The 21,726-nt window shown below is 69.4% G+C and carries 18 protein-coding genes and 1 tRNA gene; 15 read left to right on the forward strand and 4 right to left on the reverse strand.

Going from position 1 to position 21,726, the window contains the following annotated elements; genetic code table 11:
* The first annotated feature begins 4 nt into the window (after positions 1-4).
* The 8 genes from trpC to pyk all read left to right on the forward strand — a co-directional run bounded on the left by trpC (position 5) and on the right by pyk (position 12,240).
* Positions 5-787, forward strand: a complete 783-nt coding sequence (trpC, locus tag P5P86_RS08695) for an indole-3-glycerol phosphate synthase TrpC (RefSeq protein WP_280611232.1) — start codon at positions 5-7, stop codon at positions 785-787.
* The gene (trpB, locus tag P5P86_RS08700; protein WP_348537912.1) at positions 784-2,043 is read left to right on the forward strand and encodes a tryptophan synthase subunit beta; all 1,260 of its coding nucleotides are present in this window, start codon (positions 784-786) and stop codon (positions 2,041-2,043) included. Before trpC ends, trpB begins: the two co-directional genes overlap by 4 nt.
* On the forward strand, positions 2,040-2,843 hold the full coding sequence (gene trpA, locus P5P86_RS08705; RefSeq protein ID WP_280610924.1) for a tryptophan synthase subunit alpha: 804 nt from the start codon (positions 2,040-2,042) through the stop codon (positions 2,841-2,843). The genes trpB and trpA overlap by 4 nt, the downstream gene beginning before the upstream one ends.
* Positions 2,836-3,453 carry an SCO family protein gene (locus P5P86_RS08710; protein WP_280610925.1) on the forward strand — a complete coding sequence of 206 codons (618 nt, stop codon included), beginning with the start codon at positions 2,836-2,838 and terminating at the stop codon, positions 3,451-3,453. The genes trpA and P5P86_RS08710 overlap by 8 nt, the downstream gene beginning before the upstream one ends.
* Positions 3,454-3,479: 26 nt before the next feature.
* On the forward strand, positions 3,480-4,400 hold the full coding sequence (gene lgt / locus P5P86_RS08715) for a prolipoprotein diacylglyceryl transferase (RefSeq protein WP_280610926.1): 921 nt from the start codon (positions 3,480-3,482) through the stop codon (positions 4,398-4,400).
* 198 nt (positions 4,401-4,598) lie between these two features.
* Entirely contained in the window at positions 4,599-9,164 is a 4,566-nt protein-coding gene (gene gltB / locus P5P86_RS08720) for a glutamate synthase large subunit (RefSeq protein ID WP_280610927.1), read from the forward strand.
* The gene (locus P5P86_RS08725) at positions 9,157-10,641 is read left to right on the forward strand and encodes a glutamate synthase subunit beta (protein ID WP_280610928.1); all 1,485 of its coding nucleotides are present in this window, start codon (positions 9,157-9,159) and stop codon (positions 10,639-10,641) included. Before gltB ends, P5P86_RS08725 begins: the two co-directional genes overlap by 8 nt.
* Positions 10,642-10,770: 129 nt before the next feature.
* Positions 10,771-12,240, forward strand: a complete 1,470-nt coding sequence (gene pyk / locus P5P86_RS08730; RefSeq protein WP_280610929.1) for a pyruvate kinase — start codon at positions 10,771-10,773, stop codon at positions 12,238-12,240.
* Between the two features lie 221 nt (positions 12,241-12,461).
* Here the strand turns inward: pyk and P5P86_RS08735 are convergent.
* Positions 12,462-12,544, reverse strand: a tRNA-Leu gene (locus P5P86_RS08735).
* A 131-nt stretch (positions 12,545-12,675) separates the two neighbouring features.
* Between P5P86_RS08735 and P5P86_RS08740 the strand changes: the two genes are divergently transcribed.
* The 6 genes from P5P86_RS08740 to P5P86_RS08765 all read left to right on the forward strand — a co-directional run bounded on the left by P5P86_RS08740 (position 12,676) and on the right by P5P86_RS08765 (position 18,422).
* Complete coding sequence (locus tag P5P86_RS08740) at positions 12,676-13,230, forward strand: ANTAR domain-containing response regulator (RefSeq protein ID WP_280611235.1); 555 nt, start codon at positions 12,676-12,678, stop codon at positions 13,228-13,230.
* 149 nt (positions 13,231-13,379) lie between these two features.
* Complete coding sequence (locus P5P86_RS08745; RefSeq protein WP_280610930.1) at positions 13,380-14,531, forward strand: branched-chain amino acid ABC transporter substrate-binding protein; 1,152 nt, start codon at positions 13,380-13,382, stop codon at positions 14,529-14,531.
* 110 nt (positions 14,532-14,641) lie between these two features.
* Complete coding sequence (locus tag P5P86_RS08750) at positions 14,642-15,649, forward strand: branched-chain amino acid ABC transporter permease (protein WP_280610931.1); 1,008 nt, start codon at positions 14,642-14,644, stop codon at positions 15,647-15,649.
* Complete coding sequence (locus P5P86_RS08755) at positions 15,646-16,869, forward strand: branched-chain amino acid ABC transporter permease (RefSeq protein ID WP_280610932.1); 1,224 nt, start codon at positions 15,646-15,648, stop codon at positions 16,867-16,869. The genes P5P86_RS08750 and P5P86_RS08755 overlap by 4 nt, the downstream gene beginning before the upstream one ends.
* A complete protein-coding gene (locus P5P86_RS08760) occupies positions 16,862-17,713 on the forward strand; it encodes an ABC transporter ATP-binding protein (RefSeq protein ID WP_280610933.1) in 852 nt (283 codons plus the stop codon). Before P5P86_RS08755 ends, P5P86_RS08760 begins: the two co-directional genes overlap by 8 nt.
* A complete protein-coding gene (locus tag P5P86_RS08765; protein WP_280610934.1) occupies positions 17,703-18,422 on the forward strand; it encodes an ABC transporter ATP-binding protein in 720 nt (239 codons plus the stop codon). Before P5P86_RS08760 ends, P5P86_RS08765 begins: the two co-directional genes overlap by 11 nt.
* A gap of 86 nt (positions 18,423-18,508) precedes the next feature.
* On the opposite strand, the gene P5P86_RS08770 is transcribed toward P5P86_RS08765, so the two are convergent.
* Genes P5P86_RS08770 through P5P86_RS08780 form a run of 3 tightly spaced genes read right to left on the reverse strand, consistent with a single transcriptional unit; the run spans position 18,509 to position 20,869 of the window.
* A complete protein-coding gene (locus tag P5P86_RS08770; protein ID WP_280610935.1) occupies positions 18,509-19,255 on the reverse strand; it encodes an amino acid ABC transporter ATP-binding protein in 747 nt (248 codons plus the stop codon).
* 5 nt (positions 19,256-19,260) lie between these two features.
* Complete coding sequence (locus tag P5P86_RS08775) at positions 19,261-20,052, reverse strand: amino acid ABC transporter permease (RefSeq protein WP_280610936.1); 792 nt, start codon at positions 20,050-20,052, stop codon at positions 19,261-19,263.
* A gap of 1 nt (position 20,053) precedes the next feature.
* Positions 20,054-20,869, reverse strand: a complete 816-nt coding sequence (locus P5P86_RS08780) for an ABC transporter substrate-binding protein (RefSeq protein ID WP_280610937.1) — start codon at positions 20,867-20,869, stop codon at positions 20,054-20,056.
* A gap of 269 nt (positions 20,870-21,138) precedes the next feature.
* On the opposite strand from P5P86_RS08780, the gene P5P86_RS08785 reads away from it, so the two are divergent.
* Positions 21,139-21,708, forward strand: coding sequence for a GNAT family N-acetyltransferase (locus tag P5P86_RS08785; RefSeq protein ID WP_280610938.1), 570 nt, complete (start codon positions 21,139-21,141; stop codon positions 21,706-21,708).
* Positions 21,709-21,726: the final 18 nt, after the last annotated feature.

Raw genomic sequence — 21,726 nt, forward strand, 5'->3', positions numbered from 1 at the left:
CATGATGTCGGTACTCGACGACATCCTCGCCGGAGTCCGTGAGGATCTCGAGGGGCGCAAGGCGCAGGTCGGCGTGGCCGATCTCCGCGCGGCCCTCGCCGACGTCGACGCCCCGCGCGACCCGATGCCGCACCTGCGTGGTGCTGGCAGCAGCGTGATCGCCGAGGTCAAGCGCAAGAGCCCCAGCAAGGGCCACCTCGCGCAGATCCCCGATCCGGCCGACCTCGCAGCCAGCTACGCGCGCGGAGGCGCCGGCGCCATCTCCGTGCTGACCGAGCAGCGCCGCTTCGGTGGCTCGCTGGATGACCTGCGCGCCGTCCGCGCCGCGGTGGACGCCCCGATCCTGCGCAAGGACTTCATCGTCGAGGAGTACCAGCTGCTCGAGGCCCGCGCGGCAGGGGCCGACCTCGCGCTGCTGATGTGCTCGGCTCTCCACGGCGAGGAGCTGCAGCGGCTGTTCTCCTACGCCGGCGAGCTCGGGCTCACCGCCCTCGTGGAGGTGCACGACGAGGAGGAGACCGAGCGCGCCGTAGCGCTGGGTGCCGAGCTGATCGGCGTCAACGCCCGCAACCTCAAGACCCTCGCGGTGGATCCTTCCGTCTTCGGCCGGCTCGCCCCGCTGATCCCCGACGACCGGGTGAAGGTGGCGGAGTCGGGCATCTTCTCGGCCGCCGACGTCCAGCGGTACGTCGCCGAGGGCGCCCGCGCGGTGCTCGTCGGCGAGGCGCTGGTCAAGGACGGGGACCCCGAGGGGGCCGTACGCAGCATGACAGGACTGACCTCATGACCACCCACCTCAACGAGACCACCAGCTTCGACGCCGACCGGCTCGGTTGGTTCGGCGGCGTGGCCGACGGCTTCGGCGGCAGGTTCATGCCGGAGGCGCTGATCAAGGCGCTCGACGAGCTCGACGCCGCCTGGGCCGAGGCCAAGCAGGATCCGGCCTTCGTGGCGGAGTTCGACGCGATCCTGCGCGACTACGCCAACCTGCCCAGCCCGCTCTACCACGCCCAGCGGCTCAGCGAGCAGGTCGGTCTGCGGATCCTGCTCAAGCGCGAGGACCTCAACCACACCGGCGCGCACAAGATCCGCAACGTGCTCGGCCAGGCGCTGCTCACCAGGCGGATGGGCAAGACCCGGGTGATCGCGGAGACCGGTGCGGGGCAGCACGGCGTCGCCAGCGCCACCGCGGCGGCCTACTTCGGCCTCGACTGCACCGTCTACATGGGCAAGGTCGACACCGAGCGGCAGGCGCTCAACGTCGCCCGGATGCGTCTGCTGGGCGCCGAGGTCGTCGCCGTCGACTCCGGCAGCGCCACGCTGAAGGACGCGATCAACGAGGCGCTGCGCGACTGGGTCGCCAGCGTGGACGAGACCGCCTACCTGTTCGGCACGGCGGCCGGCCCGCACCCGTTCCCGACGCTGGTGCGTGATCTGACCCGGGGGATCGGCGACGAGGCGCGCGCGCAGTGCCTCGAGCAGTACGGCGCGCTGCCGCACGCGATCGCCGCCTGCGTCGGCGGGGGCTCCAACGCGATCGGGCTGTTCACCGCCTTCCTCGACGACCCGGCGGTGCGCATCTACGGCTTCGAGGCCGGCGGCGACGGCGTGGACACGGGTCGGCATGCCGCCACCATCTTCGCGGGCGACCAGGGCGTCCTGCACGGGGCGCGCACCTTCGTCCTGCAGGACGAGGACGGCCAGACGATCGAGTCGCACTCCATCTCGGCGGGTCTGGACTACCCGGGAGTGGGCCCGCAGCACGCGTGGCTCGCCAAGAGCGGCCGGGCGACGTACGAGCCGGTCACCGACGTCGAGGCCATGGACGCGATGGCGCTGCTCGCCCGCACCGAGGGCATCATCCCGGCGATCGAATCCGCCCACGCGCTCGCCGGCGCACTGCGGATCGCGCCGCAGCTGCGCGAGGAGCACGGCCCCGAGGCGACCCTGCTGGTCAACCTCTCCGGCCGCGGCGACAAGGACATGGGGACCGCCATGGAGTGGTTCAAGCTCGGCGACCCCGATGAGGAGACCGGCGCGTGACCAGCACCAGTACCGCCTTCGCCGCGGCGAAGGCCGAGAACCGCGCCGCCCTGGTCGGCTACCTGCCTGCCGGCTTCCCCGATGTGGACGGCTCGATCGAGGCGATCAAGGCGATGGTCGCGGCCGGGTGCGACGTGATCGAGATCGGCCTGCCCTACAGCGATCCGGTGATGGACGGCCCGACGATCCAGGCTGCCGCCCAGCAGGCGCTCGACGGCGGGGTGCGGACCCATGACGTGCTGCGCACCGTCGAGGCCGTCGCCGCCACCGGGGTGCCCACCGTGGTGATGACCTACTGGAACCCGGTGGAGAAGTACGGCGTCGAGCGGTTCGCCCGCGACCTGGCCAGCGCCGGCGGCGCCGGCCTGATCACCCCCGACATCACGCCCGACTACGGCCAGGAGTGGATCGCGGCGGCCGACGCCCACCACCTCGACAAGGTCTTCCTGGTCGCGCCGTCGAGCACCGACGAGCGGATCGCGATGACGACCGCCGCGTGTCGGGGCTTCGTCTACGCGACAGCCGTCATGGGCGTGACGGGTGCGCGTGCCACCACCTCCGAGCTGGCCGGACCGCTGGTCGCGCGCGCCAAGAGCACCACCGACCTGCCGATCGGCGTGGGTCTCGGCGTCAGCAACGGCGACCAGGCCGCCGAGCTCGCGGGCTATGCCGACGGGGTCATCGTGGGCAGTGCGTTCGTCCGCGCGCTGCTGGATCACCCGGGCGATCGGGCCGCCGCGCTCGGTGCGCTGACAGCGCTGACCGAGGACCTGGCGGGCGGGGTGCGCCGCGGTGCGTAGCCCGTTGCGGCGCCGCGGCCTGGCCGCGGCCCTCGCCGTACTCGCCCTCGCCGTCTCGGCCTGCGGCAGCAGCGGGGGCGGGACGAAGTTCGCCGGCATCACCCACGACGCCTACAAGGTGATGCCGACGGCGCTCACCGACACCGACGACCAGCCCTACAGCCTGGTCACCGACACGGCGAAGCCGTTGACGCTCGTCTTCTTCGGCTACACGCACTGCCCTGACTACTGTCCGATGGTGATGTCGAACCTCGCCAGCGCGATGACCCGCCTCGACAGCGCCGACCGCAAGCGGGTCGACGTGGTCTTCGTGACCACCGACCCCTCCCGCGACACCACCACCGTGCTGCGCCGCTACCTGGACCACTACGACAAGTCGTTCATCGGCCTGACGGGCCCGATCGATACCATCGCCTCGATCGCCGAGCCGATGGCTGTCTACGTCGCCCAGGGCCAGAAGCTGCCCGACGGCGGCTACGACCTCAACACCCACTCCACGCAGGTCACCGCGATCGGCGCGGACAACGAGGCCCGGGTGCTGTGGACGATGGACACCTCGTCGGCCCAGTACGCGGCCGACATCCACGCGCTGCTGCAGAAGTCAGCCTGAGGGCTGCACACAGATAGGGCCCGAGCATGCTGCCGTTGTCGATCCCCAGCCCGAGCAAGGGTGTCGTCCACCTCGGTCCCCTTCCGATCCGCGGCTACGCGCTGTGCATCATCGCGGGGATCATCGTCTGCATCTGGCTGGCCGAGCGGCGCTGGAAGGCGCGCGGCGGGACCCCGGGCCAGGTCCAGGACGTGGCGCTGTGGGCGGTGCCGTTCGGTCTGGTCGGTGCGCGGCTCTACTCGGTGATCACCGACTCCGACCGCTACTTCGGGGCGGGCCATCCCTGGTGGCAGCCTTTCGCCATCTGGCAGGGCGGCATCGGGGTGTGGGGCGCGATCTCCGTGGGCGCCCTCGGCGCCTGGATCGCCTGCCGGCAGCGAGGGATCCGGCTGCCGGCCCTCGCCGACGTGCTGGCCCCCTGCATCCTGGTCGCGCAGGGCATCGGACGGTGGGGCAACTGGTTCAACCAGGAGCTCTACGGCAAGGCGACCAGCCTCCCGTGGGGGCTGCGGATCGACCAGGACAACTGGCCCACCACCGTCGGCGGGAAGAACGTCTCGGTGCCCTCCTCGGTGCAGCACGACGTCGGCACGACCCACGCCTACGCCACCTTCCACCCGACGTTCCTCTACGAGTCGCTCTGGGACCTCGGTGCGGCGGCCCTGGTGTTCTGGATCGAGCGTCGGTTCAAGCTCGGCCACGGTCGGGTCTTCGCGCTCTACGCGATGATCTACTGCGTGGGCAGGGCCTGGATCGAGTACCTGCGGGTCGACTCCGTCGAGCACACCTTCGGCGGCCTGCGGCTCAACGACTGGACCGCCCTGATCGTCTTCCTTGGTGCGCTCACGTACTTCGTCGTGGTGGGTCGCAAGCGTCCCGGCCGCGATGATCGCCTGTACGTCGAGGGCCGCGAGCCGCTCCCCGACGGCGACACCGCCGAGGCCTGAGCAGGCCCCCGGTCCACGCCTGGGTCATCTCGGGGGACAGCCGCCGTTACAAGGTGGTAACGTTTGGCCATCGCGCGGGCCAATGCCGTCCCCTGCACAACCACCTGCCATTGCCGACACAGCAAGGTGCGCGCACCTGTCGACTCCTCACCGAGGAGCCGGGACGCGCTGGCGCTCCGACAACGACGGGAGAACCTGGTGCCGTACGAGCACTCATTCCCCACCCCGCAAGGGCTGTACGACCCGCGCTTCGAGAAGGACGCCTGTGGCGTCGCCTTCGTCGCGACCCTGACCGGTGAGGCGACCCACGAGATCGTCGAGCAGGGCATCACCGCCCTGGTCAACCTCGACCACCGTGGTGCCGCCGGCGCCGAGACCAACTCCGGCGACGGCGCCGGCATCCTGCTCCAGGTCCCCGACGAGTTCCTGCGGGCGGTGGCGACCGAGGCCGGCTTCTCGCTCCCGGGCGCCGGCGCCTACGCCGTCGGCACCGCGTTCCTGCCCGGCGACGCCGAGCACGTGGCCAAGTGTCGCGAGCAGATCGAGCACCTGGCCGCGGAGGAGGGGCTCGAGGTCCTCGGATGGCGCGAGGTCCCGGTCAACCCCGACAGCCTCGGCGCCACCGCCCTCGCGGTGATGCCGACCTTCAGCCAGCTCTTCGTCCAGGCCAAGGGCGGCCACGTCACAGGCATGGCGCTGGAGCGGCAGGCGTTCTGCCTGCGCAAGCGCGCGGAGCGCGAGACCGACGTCTACTTCCCCTCGCTCTCGGGCCGCACGCTGGTCTACAAGGGCATGCTCACGACCAGCCAGCTCGGCGAGGTCTTCCCGGACCTGCACGACGCGCGGATGAAGTCGGCGATCGCGGTGGTCCACTCCCGCTTCTCGACCAACACCTTCCCCAGCTGGCCGCTGAGCCACCCGTTCCGCTACATCGCGCACAACGGCGAGATCAACACCGTGATGGGCAACCGCAACTGGATGCGGGCCCGCGAGGCGCTGCTCGGCTCCGACCTCATCCCTGGCGACCTGGAGCGGCTCTACCCGATCTGCACGCCCGGCGCCTCGGACTCGGCCAGCTTCGACGAGGTGCTCGAGCTGCTGCACCTGGGTGGCCGCAGCCTGCCCCACGCGGTCCTGATGATGATCCCGGAGGCGTGGGAGAACCACGCCGAGATGGACGCTAAGCGCAAGTCGTTCTACGAGTTCCACTCCACGCTGATGGAGCCATGGGACGGCCCCGCCAACGTGGTGTTCACCGACGGCACGCAGGTCGGCGCCGTACTGGACCGCAACGGGCTGCGCCCGGGTCGCTACTGGGTGACCGAGGACGGCCTGGTCGTCTACGCCTCCGAGGCCGGCGTGCTGGACCACATCGACCCCGCCACGGTGGTCCGCAAGGGCCGCATGCAGCCGGGTCGGATGTTCCTGGTCGACACCGACGAGCACCGCATCATCGAGGACGACGAGATCAAGGGTGACCTCGCGGCCGAGCACCCCTACGACGAGTGGCTGCACGCCGGCCAGATCAAGCTCGAGGACATCCCCGAGCGCGAGCACGTGGTGCACACGCATGCCTCGGTGACGCGGCGCCAGCAGGTGTTCGGCTACACCGAGGAGGAGCTGCGCGTGCTGCTGGCTCCGATGGCCAACACCGGTGCGGAGCCGATCGGCTCGATGGGCACCGACAGCCCGATCGCGGCGCTGTCGGCCAAGCCGCGGCTGCTGTTCGAGTACTTCAGCCAGCTCTTCGCGCAGGTCACCAACCCGCCGTTGGACGCCATCCGCGAGGAGCTCGTCACCAGCCTCAAGAGCACCATCGGTCCCGAGGCCAACCTGCTCGACCCCAGCCCGCGCTCGTGCCGCCAGGTCGTGCTGCCCTTCCCGGTCATCTCCAACGACGACCTGACCAAGATCCGGCACATCAACCGCGACGGCGACATGCCGGGCTTCATCACCCACGTGGTCCGCGGCCTGTACGACGTCGAGGGCGGCGGTACCGCGATGGCGGCGCGGCTCGAGGAGATCTGCGCCGAGGTCAGCCGGGCCATCGCCGAGGGTGCGCGCATCATCGTGCTCTCGGACCGGCACTCGACGGCCGATCTGGCCCCGATCCCGTCCCTGCTGCTCACCGGTGCCGTCCACCACCACCTCGTCCGGGAGAAGACCCGCACCCAGGTCGGCCTGCTGGTCGAGGCCGGCGACGTCCGCGAGGTCCACCACGTGGCCCTCCTGGTCGGGTACGGCGCCGCGGCGGTCAACCCCTACCTGGCGATGGAGTCGGTCGAGGACCTGGCCTACGAGGGCTTCTTCGTCAAGAACGACCCGGAGAAGGCCGTCGCGAACCTGATCAAGGCGCTCGGCAAGGGCGTGCTGAAGGTGATGTCCAAGATGGGCGTCAGCACGCTGGCCTCGTACACGGGCGCCCAGATCTTCGAGGCCGTCGGGCTCTCCCAGGCAGTGGTCGACAAGTACTTCACCGGCACCACCTCCAAGCTCGGCGGCATCGAGCTCGACGTCATCGCCGAGGAGGTCGCCAAGCGGCACGCGACCGCCTACCCCCGTGACGGGGTGGCGCCGGCGCACCGCGAGCTTCCGATCGGCGGCGAGTACCAGTGGCGCCGCGAGGGCGAGCCGCACCTCTTCGACCCGGAGACCGTCTTCCGGCTCCAGCACGCCACCCGCCAGGGCCGCTACGACATCTTCAAGCAGTACACCCAGCGGGTGGACGAGCAGTCCGAGCGGCTGATGACGCTGCGTGGCCTGTTCAAGTTCAAGGACGCCGCCGCGACCGGTCGCCAGCCGATCAGCATCGACGAGGTCGAGCCGGTCGAGTCGATCGTCAAGCGGTTCTCGACCGGGGCGATGTCCTACGGCTCGATCTCCAAGGAGGCGCACGAGACCCTCGCGATCGCGATGAACATGCTCGGCGCCAAGTCGAACACCGGCGAGGGCGGCGAGGACCCGGAGCGACTGCACGACCCCGCACGCCGCTCGGCGATCAAGCAGGTCGCCTCCGGTCGGTTCGGCGTCACCAGCGAGTACCTCACCAACGCCGACGACATCCAGATCAAGATGGCCCAGGGTGCCAAGCCCGGGGAGGGCGGTCAGCTGCCCGGCCACAAGGTCTACCCGTGGGTGGCCAAGACCCGGCACTCGACGCCGGGCGTCGGCCTGATCAGCCCGCCGCCGCACCACGACATCTACTCGATCGAGGACCTGGCCCAGCTGATCCACGACCTGAAGAACGCCAACCCGGCGGCTCGGGTGCACGTGAAGCTGGTCGCCGAGGTCGGCGTCGGCACCGTCGCCGCGGGCGTGTCCAAGGCGCATGCCGACGTGGTCCTGATCTCGGGCCACGACGGCGGCACCGGCGCCTCGCCACTGACCTCGCTCAAGCATGCCGGCGGCCCCTGGGAGCTCGGCCTCGCCGAGGCCCAGCAGACCCTGCTGCTCAACGGCCTGCGCGACCGCATCGTGGTGCAGACCGACGGCCAGCTCAAGACCGGACGTGACGTGGTCGTCGCGGCCCTGCTCGGAGCCGAGGAGTTCGGCTTCGCCACCGCGCCGCTGGTGGTCAGCGGCTGCATCCTGATGCGGGTCTGCCACCTCGACACCTGCCCGGTGGGCGTCGCCACCCAGAACCCGGTGCTGCGCGAGCGCTTCAACGGCAAGGCCGAGTACGTCGTGAACTTCTTCCGCTACATCGCCGAGGAGGTGCGCGAGATCCTCGCCGAGCTGGGCTTCCGCTCGATCGAGGAGGCGGTGGGCCAGGCAGGCGTCCTCGACACCCGCGACGCGGTCGACCACTGGAAGGCCGAGGGTCTGGACCTGGCGCCGATCTTCCACGTGGTGACCTCGCCCGACCAGTTCGCCGACCAGGACCTGCGTCACACCAAGACCCAGGACCACGGCATCGAGCGCTCGCTCGACTACACCACGCTCGTCCCGCTGGCCAAGCCGGCGCTCGAGAGCGGTGAGCCGGTCCGCGCGCAGCTGCCGATCCGCAACGTCAACCGCACCGTCGGCACCCTGCTCGGTCACGAGGTGACCAAGCGCTACCAGGGTGCGGGGCTGCCGGACGGCACGATCGACATCACCTTCACCGGCTCGGCCGGCCAGTCGTTCGGTGCCTTCCTGCCGCGCGGTGTGACCCTGCGGCTCGAGGGCGACGGCAACGACTACATCGGCAAGGGTCTCTCCGGCGGCCGGATCGTGATCCGGCCGGACCGGGCCGCGACCTTCCCGCCCGAGAAGCACATCATCGGCGGCAACACCATCGCGTACGGCGCCACCTCGGGCCAGATCTTCCTGCGCGGCGGCGTCGGTGAGCGGTGCTGCGTGCGCAACTCCGGTGCCACCGTCGTCACCGAGGGAGTGGGCGACCACGGCTGCGAGTACATGACCGGCGGCCGCGTCGCCGTGCTCGGTCCCACCGGTCGCAACTTCGCGGCCGGCATGTCGGGCGGCGTCGCCTACGTGCTCGACCTGAAGGAGCAGCGGGTCAACCCCGAGCTCGTCGAGTTCGCGGCCGTCGAGGGCAGGTTCGCCGAGGAGCTCGAGCAGATCGTCCGCACCCACCACGAGGAGACCGGCTCCGAGGTAGCGGCGGCGCTGCTCGCCGACTGGCCGACGGCGCTGACCCGGTTCACCCGGATCATGCCCAGTGACTACAAGCGGGTCCTCGAGGCCCAGGAGGAGGCCCTCGAGGAGGGTCTCTCCGAGGACGAGGCTGCGGCCCGGATCATGGAGGTGCTGCATGGCTGACCCGAAGGGGTTCTTGAAGACCGGTCGCGAGGTGGCGAGCCGTCGGCCCGTCGAGGAGCGCATCGGGGACTGGAACGAGGTCTATCCGGGCGGCATCGGCAAGGCGCTGCTCCCGATCATCACCACCCAGGCCAGCCGCTGCATGGACTGCGGCATCCCGTTCTGCCACCAGGGCTGCCCGCTGGGCAACATCATCCCGGAGTGGAACGACCTGGTCTGGCGCGACGACTGGGATGCCGCGATCGAGCGGCTGCACGCGACCAACAACTTCCCGGAGTTCACCGGCCGGCTCTGCCCGGCCCCGTGCGAGACGGCCTGCGTGCTGGGCATCAACCAGGACCCGGTGACGATCAAGAACATCGAGGTCTCGATCATCGACCGGGCCTGGGAGGACCGCAACGTCAAGCCCCAGCCCCCGGAGTGGCTCTCGGGCAAGACGGTCGCGGTGATCGGCTCGGGTCCGGCCGGTCTGGCCGCCGCCCAGCAGCTCACCCGGGCCGGCCACACCGTGGCGGTCTACGAGCGCGCCGACAAGATCGGCGGCCTGCTGCGCTACGGGATCCCCGAGTTCAAGATGGAGAAGAAGCACGTCGACCGCCGCCTGGAGCAGATGCGCCGGGAGGGCACCGTGTTCCGCGCCGGTGTCGAGGTCGGTACGTCGATCACCGGCGACCAGCTGCGGGATCGCTACGACGCCGTCGTCCTGGCGGTCGGCTCGACCGTGGCGCGCGACCTGCCGGTCCCCGGCCGGGAGCTGGCCGGCATCCACCAGGCGATGGAGTTCCTGCCGCAGGCGAACCGGGTCGCGCTGGGGGAGAGCGTCGAGGGTCAGATCCGGGCCGACGGCAAGCACGTGGTGATCATCGGCGGCGGCGACACCGGAGCCGACTGCCTGGGCACCTCGATCCGTCAGGGCGCCAAGTCGATCACCCAGCTGGAGATCATGCCCCGGCCGGCCGACTCCAGCGGTCGCTACGACGACCGTCCCACCGGCCAGCCGTGGCCGACGTACCCGATGATCTTCCGGGTCTCCTCGGCGCACGAGGAGGGCGGCGACCGGGTCTACGGCGTCTCCACCAAGGAGTTCCTCGGCGACGCCGACGGCAACATCCGGGCGCTGAAGCTGGTCGACGTCGTCTTCGAGGGCGGCAGGCTCACCGAGGTCGAGGGGACCGAGCGCGAGATCCTCGCCGACCTGGTGCTCTTCGCGATGGGCTTCACCGGGCCCGAGCAGCCCGGCCTGGTCGAGCAGCTGGGGGTCGAGCTGGACGCCCGCGGCAACATCGCGCGCGACAGCTCGTTCAAGACCTCGGTCGAGGGCGTGTACGTCGCCGGCGACGCCGGTCGCGGCCAGTCGCTCATCGTGTGGGCGATCGCCGAGGGCCGGGCCGCCGCGGCGGCGGTCGACGCCTACCTGACCGGCTCGACGACGCTGCCGGCGCCGATCAAGCCCACGGACAGGCCGCTGATGGTCTGAGACCACAGGCCCCGAACAGGCGCAGGACCACGCTCAGTCGCGTGGGACTGCGCCTGTTCGCCTCTTGTTACCTGACAGTCAGTGGCCCGGATCTCATTGGAACGATCCATTCCCGCTAGGCTCTACCTCGTGAGGCGAGCGAAGATCGTATGTACCTTGGGGCCGGCCGTCGGGACCGAGCGCCGGATCCGTGAGTTGGTCTATGCGGGGATGGACGTTGCCCGGCTCAATATGAGCCACGGTTCGCAGGAGGAGCACGCCGAGCGCTACCGGATGGTGCGCGAGGCGGCCGACTCCAGCGGCCGCGGCGTGGGCATCTTCGCCGACCTCCAGGGCCCCAAGATCCGTCTGGAGACGTTCGCGAACGGGCCTGTCACGCTGCGCCGTGGGCAGACCTGGACCATCACCACCCGCGATGTCGAGGGTGACGAGACGATCTGCGGGACGACGTACAAGGGCTTGACCGGCGACGTCAGCGTCGGCGACCCGCTGCTGATCGACGATGGCAAGGTGCGCCTGCGCGTCACGGCGGTGGAGAACGGCACCGACGTGATCACCGAGGTCCTCGTCGGCGGCCCGGTGAGCAACCACAAGGGCATCAACCTGCCCGGCGTGGCCGTCTCGGTGCCCGCGTTGAGCGAGAAGGACATCGAGGACCTGAAGTTCGCCCTCGAGCTCGGCGTCGACATGGTCGCGCTGAGCTTCGTGCGCAACGCCAAGGACGCCGAGGACGTGCGCGAGATCATGCGCGAGGTCGGCCGGATGGTCCCGATCATCGCCAAGATCGAGAAGCCGCAGGCGGTCGACAACCTCGACGAGGTCATCGACGCCTTCGACATGTTCATGGTCGCCCGCGGCGACCTGGGTGTGGAGTGCCCGCTGGAGGAGGTGCCCTTCCTGCAGAAGCGGATCGTGGAGAAGGCGCGCCTCAACGCCAAGCCTGTCATCGTCGCCACCCAGATGCTCGACTCGATGGTCGCGAACCCGCAGCCGACCCGGGCCGAGGCCAACGACGTCGCGAACGCGGTGCTCGACGGCGCCGATGCGGTGATGCTCTCGGCCGAGACCAGCGTGGGGGAGTACCCGATCCACACCGTGGAGACGATGGCCCGCATCATCTCCGCGACCGAGGGCCACGCCTTCGCGGCCGGTGGCTCCGGGGTCGGCCACCTCTCCCAGATCAGCTGGGACCCGCACACCCGTTCGGGCGTCATCGCCAAGGCCGCCGAGGAGGTCGCCGAGCGCGTCGGTGCGAAGTTCCTGGTCGCCTTCACCACCTCCGGTGACTCCGCGCGGCGTCTGGCGCGCCTGCGTGGTCCGATCCCGCTGATGGCCTTCACGCCGTTCCCCTCCGTGCGCTCGCAGCTGGCGCTGAGCTGGGGCGTGGAGACCTTCAAGACCGCCGAGGTCGAGCACACCGACGAGATGGTGCGCCAGGTCGACGAGCAGCTGCTCGAGATCGGCCGCGTGGCCGAGGGTGACCTGGTGGTCATCATCGCCGGCTCGCCGCCGGGGATCCCCGGCTCCACCAACGCGCTGCGGATCCACCGCATCGGCGACGCGATCAACGAGGTCGCGCCGGCGTACCGGCGAAACTGATCAGCGCTTCAGACCGATCAGCGTGTCGAGTCGTGCCACGTCGGTACGACGCGACACGCTGATCGTCTCCCACGACACCGTCGTGATCACGGCCCCCGGGGACGAGTCGCGTAGGTGGCCGACCGCCGACACGGTGTAGAGGCGCGGGGGCGCCCTCCACCGTCTCGAGGGACCGAACGTGAGGCATGGGCCCCACTGTCGCAGCGACCAGTGACAGTCTGTGCCGGGTGCGGGACTTGAACCCGCATGCCTTGTGGGCAACGCTTTTTGAGAGCGCCGTGTCTGCCGATTCCACCAACCCGGCCGGCAGGCACAACCTACCGGAACAGCATCAGCGGGACCGAGTCAGGGAGCCCCCGCTAATCTTTCGCCGTGACCCAGAGCCCGAGCACACCCCGCCGCGTCGTCATCGCCGAGGACGAGGTCCTGATCAGGATGGACCTCAAAGAGATGCTCACCGACGAGGGGTACGACGTCGTCGGCGAGGCCGGCGACGGCCAGGAGGCGATCCGGCTGGCCCAGGAGCTGCGACCCGACCTGGTCATCCTGGACGTGAAGATGCCGGTCCTGGACGGCATCGCGGCCGCCGAGCAGGTGGCACGGCAGCGGATCGCCCCGGTGGTGATGCTGACCGCCTTCTCCCAGCGCGACCTGGTCGAGCGTGCCCGCGACGCCGGCGCGATGGCCTACCTGGTCAAGCCGTTCAACCCCAGTGACCTGGTCCCGGCGATCGAGCTGGCGGTCAGCCGCTTCCAGGAGCTGGCCCAGCTCGAGGCGGAGGTGGCAGGCCTGACCGAGCGGCTGGAGACGCGCAAGCTGGTCGACCGCGCCAAGAGCGTCCTCCAGCAGGAGCTGCGCCTCAGCGAGCCGGAATCCTTCCGCTGGATCCAGAAGACGGCGATGGACCTGCGGCTCTCGATGCGGCAGGTCGCCGAGGGCGTCATCGAGCACGGCCCGCGCGCTTCGGCCGGCGATGCTGCGGTGGAGTAACCCCGCCCGGGCCGCGGCCTTTCTTATGTGACGTTCAGGTAACGCTTCGGCCTCGTAATGACCCGATTGTGTGACTTGGGTCGCAAGCGGGGCTCCGCTGTGGGTAGATTCGCCCGATCACGTCCAGTGAAACAGTGGAGGACTCACCCATGACGGGAACCAAGAAGACCGTGCGCGCGTTCGCGCTGGCCGGTATCGCCGCGCTCGCCCTCAGCGCCTGCGGCACCACCGGTGGCAACAACAGCAGCAACGCCGGCAGCGACTCCAGCTCGTCCGGTAGCGGCTCGTGCGGTCACTACAACATCGCCTTCCTCGGCGCCGAGACCGGCGACAGCGCCGCGCTCGGCCTCAACATGGTCGGCGGCATCAAGCTCGCGCTCGCGGAGTACAACGCCAAGCACAAGGACTGCACTGTCAACCTGAAGGACTTCGACTCCCAGGGTGACCCGTCGAAGGCGCCGCCGCTCGCCAGCCAGATCGTCAGCGACCAGTCGATCGTCGGCCTGGTCGGTCCGGGCTTCTCGGGTGAGTCCCTCGCGACCGGCGACACGTTCTCCCAGGCCGGCCTGACCTCGATCTCCGCCTCGGCGACCAACGTCACCATCACCCAGAAGGGCTGGAAGACCTGGCACCGGGTCATCGGCAACGACGCCGCCCAGGGCGCCGCCGACGCCAAGTACCTGGCCGACAAGAAGGTCTACGTCATCGACGACGGCTCGGACTACGGCAAGGGCCTGGCCACCGTCGTGGCCCAGGGCGTGAAGAACAAGATCGGCACCGATGAGGTCCAGACCGGTCAGACCGACTTCTCCGCGACCGTCACCAAGGTGAAGGCGTCGGGTGCCGACGCGATCTTCTACGGTGGCTACTACCCGGAGGCCGGCCTGCTGGTCAAGCAGCTGCGCCAGGCGGGCTGGAAGGGTCTGTTCATGTCCGGCGACGGCTCCGAGGACCCGGCGTTCGTCAAGGCCGCCGGCGCTCAGGCCGCCGAGGGTGCTGTGCTGTCGGCTCCGGCCGGCCCGGCGCCGGCCTCGTTCAGCGCCGACTACCAGAAGACGAACGGCTCGCCGGCCGGTCTGTACTCCACCCAGGCGTACGACGCGGCCAACGTGTTCCTCGCGGGCATCGACGCCGGCAAGGACCGTTCCTCGATGAACGACTTCGTCAACAGCTTCACCGGCACCGGCGTCAGCGGCCCGATCGCCTTCGACGACAAGGGCGACATCAAGCAGTCGACCATCTACGCCTACATGGTCAAGAACGGCAAGCTCGACACCGCCAACCCGACCGCCATCAAGTGACGGCTCATCTCTGATCGACAAGCGACTGACAGCACCCGTCACCGTTTGACCACGAGCGTGGCTGCGGCCGAGAGACCCTCGGCCGCAGCCACGCCTTCGGAGGGAGAGCCTTGGACTTCCTGATCCACCACTTCTTCGAGCTGACCATCACCGGTCTGGCGCTCGGATCCATCTACGCCCTGGTCGCCCTCGGGTACACCCTCGTGTACGGCGTCCTGCAGCTGATCAACTTCGCGCACTCCGAGGTCTTCATGTACGGCACCTTCGCCGTGGCATGGATCGTCGTCCTCGTGCACGGCACCGGCTCGACCACCGAGAGCCTGTGGGCCGCCGCACCGATCCTGATCCTCGCGCTGATCGCAGCCATGCTGCTCTCCGGCCTCGTCGCCCTGCTCCTCGAGCGGGTCGCCTACCGGCCCTTGATCAAGAAGAACGCGCCCAAGCTGATCGCGCTGATCTCCGCGATCGGCGCCTCCTTCGCCCTGGCCGAGATCATGGGTCTGCGGGACCGGATCGCGGCCTGGTTCGGGCTCGACGACAACCTGTCCAACTACGTCTCGCCCGGCAAGGCACGCGACCTCTACGCCAGCCCTGTCACCATCGACCCGCACCCCATCTCCTGGCTCAAGATCGGTGACTACACCGTCACCGACGTCGACCTCCTGGTGATCGTGGCCGCGTTGGCGATGATGTTCGCGCTCGACTGGTTCGTCCGGCACACCCGGTTCGGCCGGGGCATCCGGGCGACCGCCCAGGACCCGGAGTCGGCCGCGCTGATGGGCGTCAACTCCACCCGCATCATCCAGGTCACGTTCTTCATCGGTGGCCTGATGGCGGGGGCGGCGGCGACGCTCTACATGATCCGCGTCGGCACCACCCGGCAGAACGCCGGCTTCATCTTCGGCGTGAAGGCGTTCACCGCCGCCGTCATGGGCGGCATCGGGAACCTGCGCGGAGCTCTCCTCGGCGGTCTCATCCTGGGGGTCGCGGAGAACTACGGCTCCGCCATCCTGGGCACCGAGTGGAAGGACGTGGTCGCCTTCGTGCTGCTGGTCCTCATCCTGCTGGTGCGGCCCTCGGGCCTGCTCGGCGAGGCTCTCGGAAAGGCGCGCGCATGAGCAGGGCAACCGACGCCGTGGCGCTGAGCGGGCAGAGCGCGCTCAAGGGGATCGGGACCGGCATCGGCACCGGCCTGGACAGGGGCTTCGGTGCGATCCGCTCCTTCTTCGGCGGCATGCCGAAGCCCGTGAAGATCGTCCTGTTGGTGCTCGGCGTGCTCCTCGCCTACGCGCTCCCGCTGCTGGACCTGCCGATCATCCCGACCACCGGCAGCGACTTCGGCGGCGTGCTGTTCACCGCCGCGTCGTACGCGCTGATCGCGGTGGGCCTCAACATCGTGATCGGGTACGCCGGCCTGCTTGACCTCGGCTACGTCGGCTTCTACGCCACCGGCGCCTACACCGTCGGCATCCTGACGCAGTACCACTGGCACTGGCCCTTCCTGCTCGCGCTGCCGATGGCGATCCTCGTGACGATGGTCTTCGGTGTGCTCCTGGGCGCGCCGACCCTGCGCGTCCGCGGCGATTACCTGGCCATCGTGACGCTGGGCTTCGGCGAGATCATCCGGCTGGTCATCCACAACACGGGGTGGCTGGGCGCCGCGTCGGGCATCTCGCAGATCCCGCCGCCACCGAGCATCGGTCCCAACCCGCCCGGTCCCGACGGCGGTCTGTTCTCGATCCCGCACCTGTCGTGGGGCACGTTCCCCAACATCATCGACGTGGGTCACGAGACCCACTTCTTGAAGTTCGGCGTGCTCGACGCGATCCCGTACTACTGGCTCATGCTGACAGCGTTGGCGGTCGTGCTGGTCGCCGACAAGCTGATCAAGGACAGCCGGGTGGGCCGGGCCTGGGAGGCCACCCGCGAGGACGAGGACGCCGCCGAGATCATGGGCGTGCCGACGTTCCGCTACAAGCTCCTGGCCTTCGCGCTCGGTGCGTGCATCGGCGGCCTGTCGGGCGGCATCTACGCCGCGCGCAACGGCTTCGTCAGCCCCGACACGTTCGTCATCATCCTCTCCGAGCTGTTCGTGGCCGCCGTCATCATCGGCGGTGCCGGCAACCGGTGGGGTGCGATCGCCGGTGCGATCGTGGTGGCCTACCTGCCCGAGCGTTTCCGTGGCTTCAGCGACTGGCGCATGCTCGTCTTCGGCCTGGCGATGATGGCACTGGCCATCTGGCGCCCGCAGGGGATCTTCCCGCCGCGACGAACGCGCAGAGCTCTCGCCGCGGAGGCCGAGATCGAGGAGCTGGAGGGGGAGACGGTCGATGTCTGAGAACACCGCACAGACCGGCACGCAAGCAGGCACCCAAGCCGGCACGCACGCCGGCGACGACCGGCGTCGAGCGCTGCTCGAGGTCGACGACGTCACCATCAAGTTCGGTGGTGTCACGGCGCTCGACGGGGTCACCTTCGACATCAAGGAGGGCGAGATCCTCGGGCTGATCGGCCCGAACGGTGCTGGCAAGACGACCTGCTTCAACGTGATGACCGGCGTCTACCAGGCCACCAGCGGCCAGGTCCGCTTCGACGGCAAGCCGCTGGCCAAGCTGAAGCGCTACGCCATCACCAAGCTGGGGATCGCCCGCACGTTCCAGAACATCCGGCTGTTCAAGTCGATGACGGCGCTGGAGAACGTGATGGTCGGCGCGGACGCCCACAGCAAGGTCGGCCTGCTCAACGCGCTGTTCCGTACGCCGCTGCACCGGCGCACCGAGGCCGAGGCGGAGCGGTCCGCTCGCGAGCTGCTGAAGTTCGTCGGGGTCGACGGCCGCGCCGACGAGCTCGCCGCGAACCTCTCCTACGGCGATCAGCGCCGTCTCGAGATCGCGCGCGCGATGGCGACCAAGCCGAAGCTGCTCTGCCTCGACGAGCCGGCCGCCGGCTTCAACCCGGCCGAGAAGCAACGGCTGATGGAGCTGATCCGCAAGGTGCGCGACCAGGGCTACACCGTGCTGCTCATCGAGCACGACATGCGACTGGTCATGGGCGTCACCGACCGGATCGTGGTGCTGGAGTTCGGCCGCAAGATCGCCGAGGGCACACCCGCACAGATCCGTGACAATCCGGCCGTGATCGCGGCGTACCTGGGTGTGGAGGAGGACGAGGATGCTTCTTGAGGTCGAGGGTCTCTGCGTCAACTACGGCCACATCGAGGCCATCCGCGACATCAGCTTCGGGGTGGAGGAGGGCACCATCGCCACCCTGATCGGGGCGAACGGCGCCGGCAAGACCACCACCATGAAGACCATCTCGGGGTTGCGCTCGGTGCGGGCCGGTCGGATCGTCTTCCAGGGCAAGGACATCACCACCCTGCCGCCCTACGAACGGGTGAAGCTCGGCCTGAGCCAGTCGCCGGAGGGCCGTGGGATCTTCCCCGGCATGACGGTCCGGGAGAACCTGGACATGGGTGCCTACGTCCGCAAGGACCGCGGCTCCCGGGCCTACCAGGAGGATGTGGACCGGGTCTTCGGGCTCTTCCCGCGCCTGCTGGAGCGAGTGGGTCAGATCGCCGGCACCATGTCGGGCGGCGAGCAGCAGATGCTGGCGATCGGGCGAGCGTTGATGGCGCGGCCCAAGCTGGTGCTGCTCGACGAGCCCTCGATGGGACTGGCGCCCAAGCTGATCCAGCAGATCTTCTCGATCATCGACGAGATCAAGGCGCAGGGCACCACCGTGCTCCTCGTCGAGCAGAACGCCGCTCAGGCGCTCAAGCGGGCCGACACCGCGCACATCCTCGAGACGGGCTCCATCGTCCGGTCCGGGACCGGCGCGGAGCTCGCCAAGGACGGCTCGGTCAAGGCCGCCTACCTCGGTGGCGACCTCTGAGTCGCTGATCCCCGCCTGACACAGCACGATGGCCCCAGCCGATCCGGCTGGGGCCATCGTCGTACGTCGGACGCGGGCTCGGCGACTCAGAGGACCTTGGACAGGAACGCCTTGGTGCGCTCGTGCCTCGGTGCCGCCAGCACCTCGCGGGGGTCGCCCTCCTCGACGATCACACCGCCGTCCATGAAGACGAGCTTGTCGCCGACCTCGCGGGCGAAGCCCATCTCATGGGTCACGACCATCATCGTCATGCCCTCCGAGGCGAGCTGCTTCATGATCGCCAGCACGTCGCCCACCAGCTCGGGGTCGAGTGCCGAGGTGGGCTCGTCGAAGAGCATCATGTCCGGGTCCATGGACAGCGCTCGCGCGATCGCCACCCGCTGCTGCTGGCCGCCGGAGAGGTGGGCGGGGTAGGCCGACTCCTTCTCCGCCAACCCGACCTTGACCAGATTGGCCCGGGCGATCTCGACCGCCTCGGCCTTGGACCGCCTCTTCGCCGTGCGCTGGGCGATGCACAGGTTCTGCAGCACCGTCATGTGCGGGAAGAGGTTGAACTGCTGGAAGACCATCCCGATCCGGGTGCGGACCTTGTCCAGGTCCGTCTCGGGGTCGGTGATGTCGATGCCCTCGACCAGGATCTGGCCGCTGCTCGGCTCCTCCAGCCGGTTGACGCAGCGCAGCAGCGTCGACTTCCCGGATCCCGAGGGGCCGATCACGCACACGACCTGGCCGGGGTCGACGTGGAAGTCGACCCCCTTGAGCACCTCGTTGTCCCCGAAGCTCTTGTGCAGGTCGCTGACGTGGATCGCCGCGGTGGTTGCTGTCGTGCTCACGGTGCTCACCGAGCCCTCTGCTGTCGCTTCTCCTGCCACGCCACCAGGCGGGTCAGGGGAAGGGTGATGACCAGGTACAGCAACGCGGCCTGGGTGAGGCTGGTGGCAGTGCCCGTGGTGTTGCCCGACGTCTGGAAGTCGCGCATCACGTTGGTCAGCTCGCGCTGGCCGACGGTCGCACCGACGATCGAGAGCAGCGAGGTGTCCTTGATCAGCAGCACGAACTCGTTGGTCAGCGGCGGGATGATGATCCGGAAGGCCTGCGGGATCACGATGTGGACCATCGTCGCCACCGGGCCCATGCCGAGCGAGCGGGCGGCCTCGGCCTGGCCCTTGGGCACGGCCTGGAGGCCCGCGCGCAGGGTCTCGGCCATGTAGGCGCCGGCGACCAGCACCAGCCCGACCACACCCGCTCCGGCGGTGCCGCCAGGCGGCTTCCAGTGGAAGGCGATCGGCACGGCGAAGGCCATGAACAGGATCGTCACCAGGGCGGGCAGGCCACGGAACAGCTCGATGTAGCCGGTCGCGAGCCAGCGATAGGCCACGACGTCGGACATCTTCATCAGGGCGAGCAGCAGTGCCAGCGCCAGGCCGAGCGCGAACGCGATGATCGTGTAGACAGCCGTGTTCTTCACGCCGGTCACGATGAGGTCGTGCCAGTTGCCGGCGAGGCCGGGCGCCCAGAAGTTGGCGCGGACGTTGGGCCAGTCGACCGAGACCGCGAGAAAGACGACGACCGCGGCCAGGACGCCGTAGAGGACGCCCTGACGCAGTCTCCTCTTGGTGGAGCGCTTCACCTCAGTTGGTCGCGAAGTACTTGTTGTAGATCGTGGTGTACGTGCCGTCCGACTTCATCTTGGCCAGGTCGGCGTCGATGGCGTCGATCAGGCCGGTGTTGCCCTTCTTGGCGGCCAGCCCGTACTTCTCGCCGGTGCTGTACTTCTCCACGACCTTGTAGCCGCCGGCCTGCTGGTGGGCCAGGTTGACCGGGAGGTCCTGCAGCAGCGCGTCGACCTGACCGGCCTTGAGTGCCTGGAACTCCTCGGCGTCGCTGGGGAAGTCGACGATGCTGGCACCGCTGGCATGCTCGGTGGCGTAGTCCTTGCCGGTGGTGCCCTTCTGGACACCGACCTTCTTGCCCTTGAGGTCGGCGATCGAGGTGATCGAGGAGCCGTCCGGGACCAGCAACGACTGCTCGGAGTCGTAGTAGCCGTCGGAGAACTCGAGGTGCTTGGCCCGGTCGGGGGTGATCGTGAGCGCGGAGGCGACGAGGTCGCAGGTGCCGGCGTTGAGCGTGAGGCCGCTCTGCAGGCCGTCGAAGTCCTCGTCGAGGTACTTCAGCTTCAGACCCAGGTCGCTGGCCAGCTTGGAGACGATGTCGACGTCGAAGCCCTTGAAGCCGAGCGAGGAGGACTTGTCGAAGTCCTCGAACGGGGCGAAGGGGACGTCGCTGCACACGGTGAGCGTCCCCGAGGAGATCAGCGACAGGTTGGCGGCGGCGCCGCTGGCCGTCGTCGACGAGGTGTCCGTCGCAGTGTTCGAGGAACTGCCGCAGGCGGCGAGCATCAGGGTGGCGGCTGCGGCGGTGACGCCGAGCAACGTGCGCTTGATCATGGACGCACACCCTAGACCCGCCGTCATGCTCTGTCGCACCATCGGGGGACGGATTTTCACGTTCGTAACAAGCGGCGTCCCCGCACGGCCTCCTCGGACGGGGCGGCGGCCTTTACGCAGGTCGGGCGGCCGCTGTCAAGGGTGTACCGAACGGTGTGGGCGGCGTACTCTCTGCGGCTGGGAGCCCGTGTCCTGGGGGAGGACGGGAGCGCTCCCAGGACCGAGGGATCCACCGACTAGTGGGGTGTACTGGAGTGACGCGCTCAGTCGTGACGCTGCGTGAGGCCGTGGTTGCCGATGCGCTCTTCCTGGCGGAGGTCTGGCACCACAGCCTGCGCCGTGCCGATCGCCAGGATCAGGTCGCCGACCTCGAGGTCGTCATCAAGGCCGCCGCCGCCTCCCCGGAGCAGCGCCTGGTGATCGCCCAGTACGACGGCGAGCCGGTCGGCGCTGTCTTCCTGCGCGCCACCAGCCTCAGCCCGATCAACCTCGAGCCGGTCATGCAGGTGGTGGCACCGCACGTCCTGCCCTCGGCGCGTCGCAAGGGCGTCGGACGGGCGTTGATGGAGGCGGCCGTGACCTTCGCCGACGAGTTGGGCATGGGACACGTGATGACGGCAGCCTCGTCCACCTCGCGCGACGGCAACCGCTTCCTGGCCCGGCTCGGCTTCGGCTCGCACGCGACGCTGCGCGTTGCCCCCACCGCCATCCTGCGCGGTCGGCTCACCGCCCGGCTGACAGCCGGCCAGCGAGCCGTCGCGAACCGCGGTCACCTCGGGCAGGTGCTGGCCGCCCGGCGCTCGATGCGGCAGCCGCGGGGTACCTCGGCGTCGGCCTGAGCCCGCACGCCGCCGGAG

Source organism: Nocardioides sp. BP30 (genome assembly GCF_029873215.1).
Lineage (GTDB): Bacteria > Actinomycetota > Actinomycetes > Propionibacteriales > Nocardioidaceae > Nocardioides.

Coding starts and splice junctions, on each gene's coding strand:
- trpC (WP_280611232.1), top strand. CDS start 5: ATGTCGGTACTCGACGACATCCTCGCCGGAGTCCGTGAGGATCTCGAG.
- trpB (WP_348537912.1), top strand. CDS start 784: ATGACCACCCACCTCAACGAGACCACCAGCTTCGACGCCGACCGGCTC.
- lgt (WP_280610926.1), top strand. CDS start 3,480: ATGCTGCCGTTGTCGATCCCCAGCCCGAGCAAGGGTGTCGTCCACCTC.
- P5P86_RS08725 (WP_280610928.1), top strand. CDS start 9,157: ATGGCTGACCCGAAGGGGTTCTTGAAGACCGGTCGCGAGGTGGCGAGC.
- P5P86_RS08740 (WP_280611235.1), top strand. CDS start 12,676: ATGGACCTCAAAGAGATGCTCACCGACGAGGGGTACGACGTCGTCGGC.
- P5P86_RS08745 (WP_280610930.1), top strand. CDS start 13,380: ATGACGGGAACCAAGAAGACCGTGCGCGCGTTCGCGCTGGCCGGTATC.
- P5P86_RS08755 (WP_280610932.1), top strand. CDS start 15,646: ATGAGCAGGGCAACCGACGCCGTGGCGCTGAGCGGGCAGAGCGCGCTC.
- P5P86_RS08760 (WP_280610933.1), top strand. CDS start 16,862: ATGTCTGAGAACACCGCACAGACCGGCACGCAAGCAGGCACCCAAGCC.
- P5P86_RS08765 (WP_280610934.1), top strand. CDS start 17,703: ATGCTTCTTGAGGTCGAGGGTCTCTGCGTCAACTACGGCCACATCGAG.
- P5P86_RS08780 (WP_280610937.1), bottom strand. CDS start 20,869: ATGATCAAGCGCACGTTGCTCGGCGTCACCGCCGCAGCCGCCACCCTG.